The organism is Streptomyces capoamus (assembly GCF_014654935.1).
Lineage (GTDB): Bacteria > Actinomycetota > Actinomycetes > Streptomycetales > Streptomycetaceae > Streptomyces > Streptomyces capoamus.
Genome location: NZ_BNBF01000018.1, coordinates 3,346 through 10,746, shown reverse-complemented (window position 1 = coordinate 10,746; position 7,401 = coordinate 3,346). Strand labels below are relative to the sequence as shown.

The window sequence follows — 7,401 nt, the reverse complement described above, 5'->3', positions numbered from 1 at the left end:
GCGGTGCCCAGTCCGGCGCTCACCACCGGCGCCGTGGCCGAGGGCATGGACCGGGCGCTGTGGTCCCGGCTCGCCGGCGCCGACCTGCTGAGCCTGTTGCTGGCCGGGGAGCACGGCGGGGCGGGGCTGGACGCGATCGCACTGTGCCTGGTGCTGCGCGAGGCCGGCCGGGTGCTCGCCCGGGTGCCCCTGCTGGAGCACAGCGCCGCCGCCGCGGCCGTGCAGGCCTTCGGCGGTCCCGGGCCGGCGGACCGGCTGCTGGCCCGGGCCGGCCGGGGGGAGCTGGTGTTCACCGTCGCTGCCCAGGGCCGTACCGGCCACGATCCGGCCGAGCAGGCCGTCACCGCGCGGCGGGAGGGGCCGGGGTGGCTGCTGGACGGGGTGCAGACGGCGGTGCCGTGGGCGTACGACGCGGACCTGGTCGTCGTACCGGCGCACGTCGAGGGCGCGGCGGGCGACCGGGCCGTGCTGGCGCTGGTGCCGCGGGAGGCGGCGGGGCTGGTGCTCGCCGAGCAGGTGTCCACCAGCGGTGAGCGGCTGGCCGAGCTGCGGCTGCGGTCGGTCCGGGTGGGGTCCGGCGAGGTGATCGAGGCCGAGGGCGCCTGGGAGTGGCTGCACGGGCTGCTGGTGACGGGAACGTGCGCGCTGGCGCTCGGGCTGGGCGAACAGGTGCTGCGGATGACCGGTGAGTACACCGGGAAGCGGGAGCAGTTCGGCTATCCGATCGCGACGTTCCAGGCGGTGGCCGTGCAGGCCGCGGACCGGTACATCGACCTGCGTGCCATGGAGGCCACCCTGTGGCAGGCCGCGTGGCGGATCACCTCGGGGGCGCCGGGGCCGCTGCCCGTCGCCGGGGACCTCGCGGTGGCGAAGATCTGGGCGGCGGAGGGGGTGCGGCGGGTGGTGCAGACGGCACAGCACCTGCACGGCGGGTTCGGCGCCGACACCGACTACCCGCTGCACCGCTATCACGCCTGGGCCAAGCACCTGGAGCTGGCGCTCGGCCCGGCGGCGGCGTACGAGGAGCGGCTCGGCGACCTGCTGGCCGCGCATCCCCTCGCCTGACGCGTCCCCCGGGTGGGCTAGAGGACGAAGCCCGGCTTGCCCTCGTCGGTGACGACCGGGCGGCCGGTGGTCTGCCAGTGCTGCATACCGCCGTCGACGTTCACCGCGTCGATGCCCTGCTGGACCAGGTACATGGTGACCTGGGCGGAGCGGCCGCCCGAGCGGCAGATGACGTGGACACGGCCGTCCTGCGGGGCGGCCTCGGTCAGCTCGCCGTAGCGGGCCACGAACTCGCTGATGGGAATGTGCAGGGCTCCCTCGGCGTGGCCCGCCTGCCACTCGTCGTCCTCGCGGACGTCCAGCAGGAAGTCGCCGTCCTTGAGGTCCGTGACCTGGACCGTGGGCACACCAGCTCCGAAATTCATGGCTCCGACGCTACCCGAAGCCGGGGCAGGTCAGTCCCGCGCCGTCAGGGAGGCCAGTTCCGCCTCCCGCCGGGCGATGTCGGCACGCAGCCGGCCGGCGATCTCGTCGAGCAGTCCGTCGGGGTCGTCCGGGGCGAGCCGGAGCATGCCGGCGATCGCGCCGTCCTCCAGTTCCCGGGCCACGAGGGTGAGCAGCTCCTTGCGCTGGGCGAGCCATTCGAGGCGGGCGTACAGCTCCTCGGCGGGGCTCGGCCGGCGCTCGGGCGGCACCGGCCCGGCGGCCCATTCCGCGGCCAGCTCCCCGAGCAGGGCCTCGTCGCCGCGGGCGTAGGCGGCGTTGACCCGGCTGAGGAACTCCTCGCGCCGCTTGCGCTCCGCTTCCTCCTGGGCCAGGTCGGGGTGGGCCTTGCGGGCCAGCTCGCGGTAGAGCTTGCGGGCCTCCTCGCTGGGCCGTACCCGCTGCGGGGGCCTCACCGGCTGGTCGGTGAGCATGGCGACGGCCTCCGGGAACAGGCCGTCGCCGTCCATCCAGCCGTGCAGCAGGTCGTCCACGCCGGGCATCGGCAGCACCCGGGCCCGGGCCTCCCGCGCCCGGCGGATGTCCTCGGGGTCACCGCTGCGGGCGGCCTTGGCCTCGGCGATCTCGGCGTCCAGCTCCTCGATGCGGGCGTAGAGCGGGCCGAGGCGCTGTTCGTGCAGGCGGGCGAAGTTCTCCACCTCGACGCGGAAGGTCTCCACGGCGATCTCGTACTCGATCAACGCCTGTTCGGCGGCCCGCACGGCCCGCTCCAGCCGCTCCTCGGGGCGGGGGGCCTGGGACTGGTCGGCTTCCGGGGTCGTCACCCGCCCAGCGTAGCCGCTGCTCCGGGCCGGGCCCGGGCTGCGGTGCGCCGCTCCCGGCAAGCCCCTCACACCACCTCGGCAAGCCCCTCACACATCGCCCGGGCCAGCCCCGCACACACCGCCTCGGGAACCCCTCACACACCGGGGAGGCCCCCCAGACCCCCGACCCTCGGACAGCCCGGCCCCTCACACCCCCGGCTCGGCCGCGATCCGGCCCGCCCGGATGCCCGCGATCAGGTCGTCGTGGTCGGCTTCGGTGCGGTCGGCGTAGGCGACGGCGAAGGCGGCGACGGCCTCGTCCAGCTCCTCGTTCTTGCCGCAGTACCCGGCGATCAGCCGCGGGTCGGCGCTGTGGGAGTGGGCGCGGGCGAGCAGGGCGCCGGTCATGCGGGCGTAGTCGTCGATCTGGTCGGCGGCGAGGGCGGCCGGGTCGACGCTGCCCTTGCGGTTGCGGAACTGGCGCACCTGGTAGGGGCGCCCGTCGACGGTGGTCCAGCCCAGCAGGATGTCGCTGACGACCTGCATCCGCTTCTGCCCGAGGACGACCCGGCGGCCCTCGTGCGGCACCGCGGGCGTCTCGAACCCGGCCGTGGCCAGGTGCGGGACCAGCGCGGAGGGGCGGGCCTCCTTCACCTGGAGGACCAGGGGCTCGCCGCGGTGGTCGAGGAGCAGGACGACGTAGGAGCGGGTGCCGACGCTGCCGGTGCCGACCACGCGGAACGCGACGTCGTGCACGGCGTGCCGGGCGAGCAGGGGGTGGCGGTCCTCGCCGAGGGTGTCGACGTACGCCTCCAGGGACGCGGCGACGGCGGCGGCCTCGGCGTCCGGGACGTGACGCAGCACCGGCGGCGCGGGCACGAACCGGCGTCCGCCGTCCGGGGCCGCCCCGGTCGACTTCGCGGCGAACCGGCCGCTGGTGTTGGCCCGGGCCTTCTCCGAGACACGCTGGAGGGTGCCGAGCAGGTCGTGGGCGTCGGTGTGGGAGACGAGTTCCTCGTCCGCGATGGCGTTCCAGGCGTCGAGCACGGGCAGCCTGGCGAGCAGCCGCATGGTGCGGCGGTAGGCGCCGGCCGCGTCCTGGGCCGCTGCGCGGCAGGTGTCCTCGTCGGCGCCCGCCTCCCGGCCGGCGAGCACCAGCGAGGCCGCGAGCCGCTTGAGGTCCCATTCCCAGGGGCCGTGCACGGTCTCGTCGAAGTCGTTGAGGTCGATGACGAGATCGCCGCGGGCGTCGCCGTACAGGCCGAAGTTGGCGGCGTGCGCGTCACCGCAGATCTGGGTGCCGATCCCGGTGACGGGGGTGCGGGCGAGGTCGTACGCCATGAGTCCGGCCGCGCCGCGCAGGAAAGCGAAGGGGGTGGCGGCCATGCGGCCCACGCGCAGCGGGGTCAGCTCGGGGATCCGGCCGGCGTTGGACTCGGCCACCGCGCGGACCGCGTCGGGGCGGCCGGGGTCCAGGTCCAGCGTGCCGTGCGCGGAACGCGGCACGCCGGTACGCAGCGCCTTGCCCTCCTTCTTCGGCGAGCCCTGCGGCGGCCACGGGGCGAACCCGCGCACCCGGGGAAGCCGGCGCCCGCCTCCGTCCGCTGTCTCGGCTATCTCCGCTGTCTCGGCTGTCTCGGCTATCTCCGCTGTCTCGGCTGTCTCTGCTGTCTCTGCTGTCTCCGCTGTCTGTGCCATGTCCGCCGTGTCCGCCACGTCGACACCGTTTCCGGTCACGCCGACCGCCTCCCCCGAACCAGCCGGACGCAACGGACGCCGGCACGAACATCAAGTCGGAGGAGACCGTACATCCGGTGGCCGAAACGCGTCACAGATCCCTGCCGAAGGCGTGCACCGCGCTGCCCAGCCGGTGGACGCCCTCCGCGATGGCCCGGGGCTCGTGGGTGACGAAGGAGAGGCGGAGGGTGGTGGGGTCGGGCTTGCCGGCGAAGAAGGGGGCGCCGGGGACGTAGGCCACGCCGGATGCCACGGCGTGCGGGAGCAGGGCGGTGGTGTCGTGGCCGTCGGGGAAGCGGACCCAGACGAACATGCCGCCGTCCGGGTCCGTCCAGGCGCTGCCCTCGGGCAGGGCGCCGGGCAGGGCGCGCAGCATCGCGTCACGGCGGGCGCCGTAGGCGGCGCGGACGCGGGAGAGGTGGGCCTCCAGGGGGTGGTCGGCCAGGTAGCGGGCCGCGGCGGCCTGGACGAGCGTCGAGGTGTGCAGGTCGGCTATCTGTTTGACCGTGGCGAAGGCCTTCTCGCCGGGCGGGGTGCGCAGCCAGCCCAGGCGCATCCCGGGGGCCAGCACCTTGGAGAGGCTGCCCACGCTCAGGGTGCGGTCCTCGGCGCCGGGGAAGGCGGCGACCGGCGGCTCGGGCTCGCCCCGGTAGCGGAGGTCGCCGTACGGGTTGTCCTCGACGATCCAGAAGCCCCAGCGGGCGGCCGCGGCGGCCAGGGCGCCGCGCTGCTCGCGGGTGAGGGAGCGGCCGGTGGGGTTCTGGAAGTCGGGGACGACGTAGCAGAGCTTGGGCTGTTCCTGGGCCGCGAGGTCGTGGAGCGCGGCGAGATCGGGGCCGGAGTCGTCGCAGGGCACCGGGACGATCCGGGCGCCCGCCAGCCGGAAGCACTGCAGGGCGGCCAGGTAGCAGGGCTCCTCGACCAGCACCACGTCACCCGGTTCGAGCAGGGTCGTGGCGACCACCTGGAGGGCCTGCTGGGCACCGTTGGTGATCAGGAGCTGGTCGGCGTCGGTCGGCAGGGCGCGGTCGGTCAGGCGCCGTGCCAGGAAGTCGCGCAGGGCGGGGTCGCCGGCGGTCGTCGAGTACTGCAGGGCGCGGCGCGGGTCGGCGGCGAGGACCTCGTCGAACGCCGTGCGGATGCCTGCGGCGTCGAACAGGCCGGCGTCCGGGACTCCCCCGGCGAAGGAGAGGACGTCCTCGGCCGCGGCCAGTGCCAGGATGCGGTCGACCGCCGGGTCGGCGACCGCGTCCACGCGGGCGGACGGACGGCGGGGCGGAGTGGCGACGGAGGTCATGGCGGGTCCTTTCGTACCATCGGCGAGAGGTAGGAGATCACACCATCGGCGAGAAGAAGAAGGTGTCGCGCCGGCGGAACAGGCCGGAATCGTCCAGCCGGAAGAAATCGGCGAACCGGAGGGACACCTCGCTGCCGTCGCGAAGGGTGCCGTGGAAATTCCCGTGCACCGCCGCTTCGCGCCCCTCGACGACAATGCGGCGCAGGGTGTGGCGACCCTGGGCGATGACCCGGGTGCCCGAATAGAAGGCGTGTATTTCCTGCCGGCCACTGAGTACGTCGTAACCGGGGCGGGCGTATTCGGCGGACTCGGCGAACAGTTCGAGCAGTCCCGCGATGTCGTCGGCGTCCACCAACCGGTAATAGCGGCGGACGCGTTCGGCGACCTGCTCCCGGGAAGCGGAGTCTGGTCGGAGCTGGGTGACGGAGGGGGTGACGGGCACGTGCGAGCCGGAGACGGTCATGTCTTTTCCTTCGCTGCGCGGGAAGAGGAATCGGGGAATAGCGTCGGACGACTGCTTTTATTGTCTGCCGCGGGGCACCGCCGAGTACAGCTTTTCGCGCCCGTCGGGCATAGCGGCGCCCGCCGACCGCAATGGGGGCACAAAAAAGACGGGCCGGTCCGGCCGCCGGGGGATTTACGGCCGAACCAGCCCGTCGGTAAGGGCGGTTCCGTGAAGTATCGGTCAGGTAATCGATCTGGCAATCGATATGGCAATCGACCAGCTGGAGGAATTACTTGGCAGCCGGTGCGGTGGCCGCCGCCGGGGCCGTCGACTGGCGGTTGAAGCAACTCTTCGACCAGAAGTAGCCGATCGCGGCGAGGGCGACGCACCAGGCGAGCGCGAGCCAGCCGTCGCTGCCGATGGAGGTGCCCTCCAGCAGGCCGCGCAGGGTGTTGATGACCGGGGTGAGCGGCTGGTAGCGGGCGAACTGCTCGACGCCCACGGGCATGGAACCGGTCGGCACGAAGGCGCTGCTGATGAAGGGCAGGAACTGCAGCGGCAGGGTGAGGCTGTTGGCGCCTTCCAGGCTCTTGGTGGCGAGCGCGAACGCGGTGACCAGCCAGGTGAGCGCGAGGGTCAGCAGGGCGGTGACACCCGCGGCCGCCAGCCACTCGACCGGCGTGGCGTCCGGGCGGAAGCCCAGGGCGACGGCGAGGCCGATGACGACGGCGACGCTGACCAGGGTGCGGATCAGGGCCTCCAGGACGTGCCCGGCCAGGATGGAGGAGCGGGCGACGGCCATGGTGCGGAAGCGGTCCATGATGCCGGCGGTCATGTCGTTGCTGACGTTCATCGCCGTGGTCGTGCAGCCGTAGTTCACGGTGATCAGGATCATCGCGGGCGCCACGTAGTCGACGTAGTCGCCGCTGCCGACGCCGGAGATGCCGCCGCCCAGGGTCTTGCCGAACAGGCCGACCATCACCAGCAGGATGAAGACGGGCTGACCGACGTACGCGATGATCATGATGGGATACCGCGTGAGGTGTCGCAGGTTGCGGCGCAGCATGGTCATCGAGTCGGTCAGGGCGTAGGAAACGCTGCTCATGCGGCACTCTCCTCGGTGGTCTCGGACTTGGCGCGGCCGGTCAGGGCGAAGAAGACGTCGTCGAGGTCGGGGGTGTGGACGGTCAGTTGCCGGGCCTCGACCGACGCGGTGTCCAGGACGTCGAGGACGGCCCGGACGGTGGGGGTGCTGCCGTCGCCGGGAATGTGCAGCGAGAGGGCGGCGTCGTTGCGCTCGGCGGTGTCGAACAGGCGGGCCGCGGCGTCCAGTTCGTGCGGTCCGGCAAACTGCAGGCGGATGTAGCCGCCCGGCACCCGGCGCTTGAGTTCCTCCGCGGTGCCCTCGGCGACCAGCCGGCCGCCGTCCAGGACGGCGATGCGGTCGGCGAGCTGGTCGGCCTCCTCGAGGTACTGCGTGGTGAGGAAGATCGTGACGCGGTCGGTCTCGACCAGGTCGCGGATGAGCTGCCACATGGTGCGTCGGCTGCGCGGGTCGAGTCCGGTGGTCGGCTCGTCCAGGAAGATCACACGCGGGTCGCCGACCAGCGTCATCGCGAGGTCGAGCTTGCGCCGCATACCGCCGGAGAAGGTGGAGACCGGCTTGCGGG

8 protein-coding genes are annotated in these 7,401 nt (G+C 73.2%); 1 reads left to right on the top strand and 7 read right to left on the bottom strand.

The window, feature by feature from the left end; genetic code table 11:
- On the top strand, nt 1–1,065 hold a 1,065-nt coding region (locus IE312_RS25785), incomplete at its 5' end, for an acyl-CoA dehydrogenase family protein (protein WP_229900429.1).
- 17 nt (nt 1,066–1,082) lie between these two features.
- On the opposite strand, the gene IE312_RS25780 is transcribed toward IE312_RS25785, so the two are convergent.
- The 7 genes from IE312_RS25780 to IE312_RS41800 all read right to left on the bottom strand — a co-directional run.
- The gene (locus IE312_RS25780) at nt 1,083–1,412 is read right to left on the bottom strand and encodes a rhodanese-like domain-containing protein (RefSeq protein WP_189984831.1); all 330 of its coding nucleotides are present in this window, start codon (nt 1,410–1,412) and stop codon (nt 1,083–1,085) included.
- Nucleotides 1,413–1,460: 48 nt separating this feature from the next.
- Nucleotides 1,461–2,273: a hypothetical protein gene (locus IE312_RS25775; RefSeq protein WP_189984726.1), complete on the bottom strand. Its 813-nt coding sequence runs from the start codon at nt 2,271–2,273 to the stop codon at nt 1,461–1,463.
- A gap of 186 nt (nt 2,274–2,459) precedes the next feature.
- Nucleotides 2,460–3,950: a DUF2252 domain-containing protein gene (locus tag IE312_RS25770; protein ID WP_229900464.1), complete on the bottom strand. Its 1,491-nt coding sequence runs from the start codon at nt 3,948–3,950 to the stop codon at nt 2,460–2,462.
- Nucleotides 3,951–4,080: 130 nt separating this feature from the next.
- Entirely contained in the window at nt 4,081–5,286 is a 1,206-nt protein-coding gene (locus tag IE312_RS25765) for an aminotransferase-like domain-containing protein (RefSeq protein WP_189984725.1), read from the bottom strand.
- A gap of 37 nt (nt 5,287–5,323) precedes the next feature.
- A complete protein-coding gene (locus IE312_RS25760) occupies nt 5,324–5,749 on the bottom strand; it encodes a nuclear transport factor 2 family protein (RefSeq protein WP_189984724.1) in 426 nt (141 codons plus the stop codon).
- 271 nt (nt 5,750–6,020) lie between these two features.
- Nucleotides 6,021–6,836, bottom strand: coding sequence for an ABC transporter permease (locus IE312_RS25755; protein ID WP_189984723.1), 816 nt, complete (start codon nt 6,834–6,836; stop codon nt 6,021–6,023).
- On the bottom strand, nt 6,833–7,401 hold a 569-nt coding region (locus IE312_RS41800; RefSeq protein ID WP_229900428.1), incomplete at its 5' end, for an AAA family ATPase. The genes IE312_RS25755 and IE312_RS41800, both read right to left, overlap by 4 nt.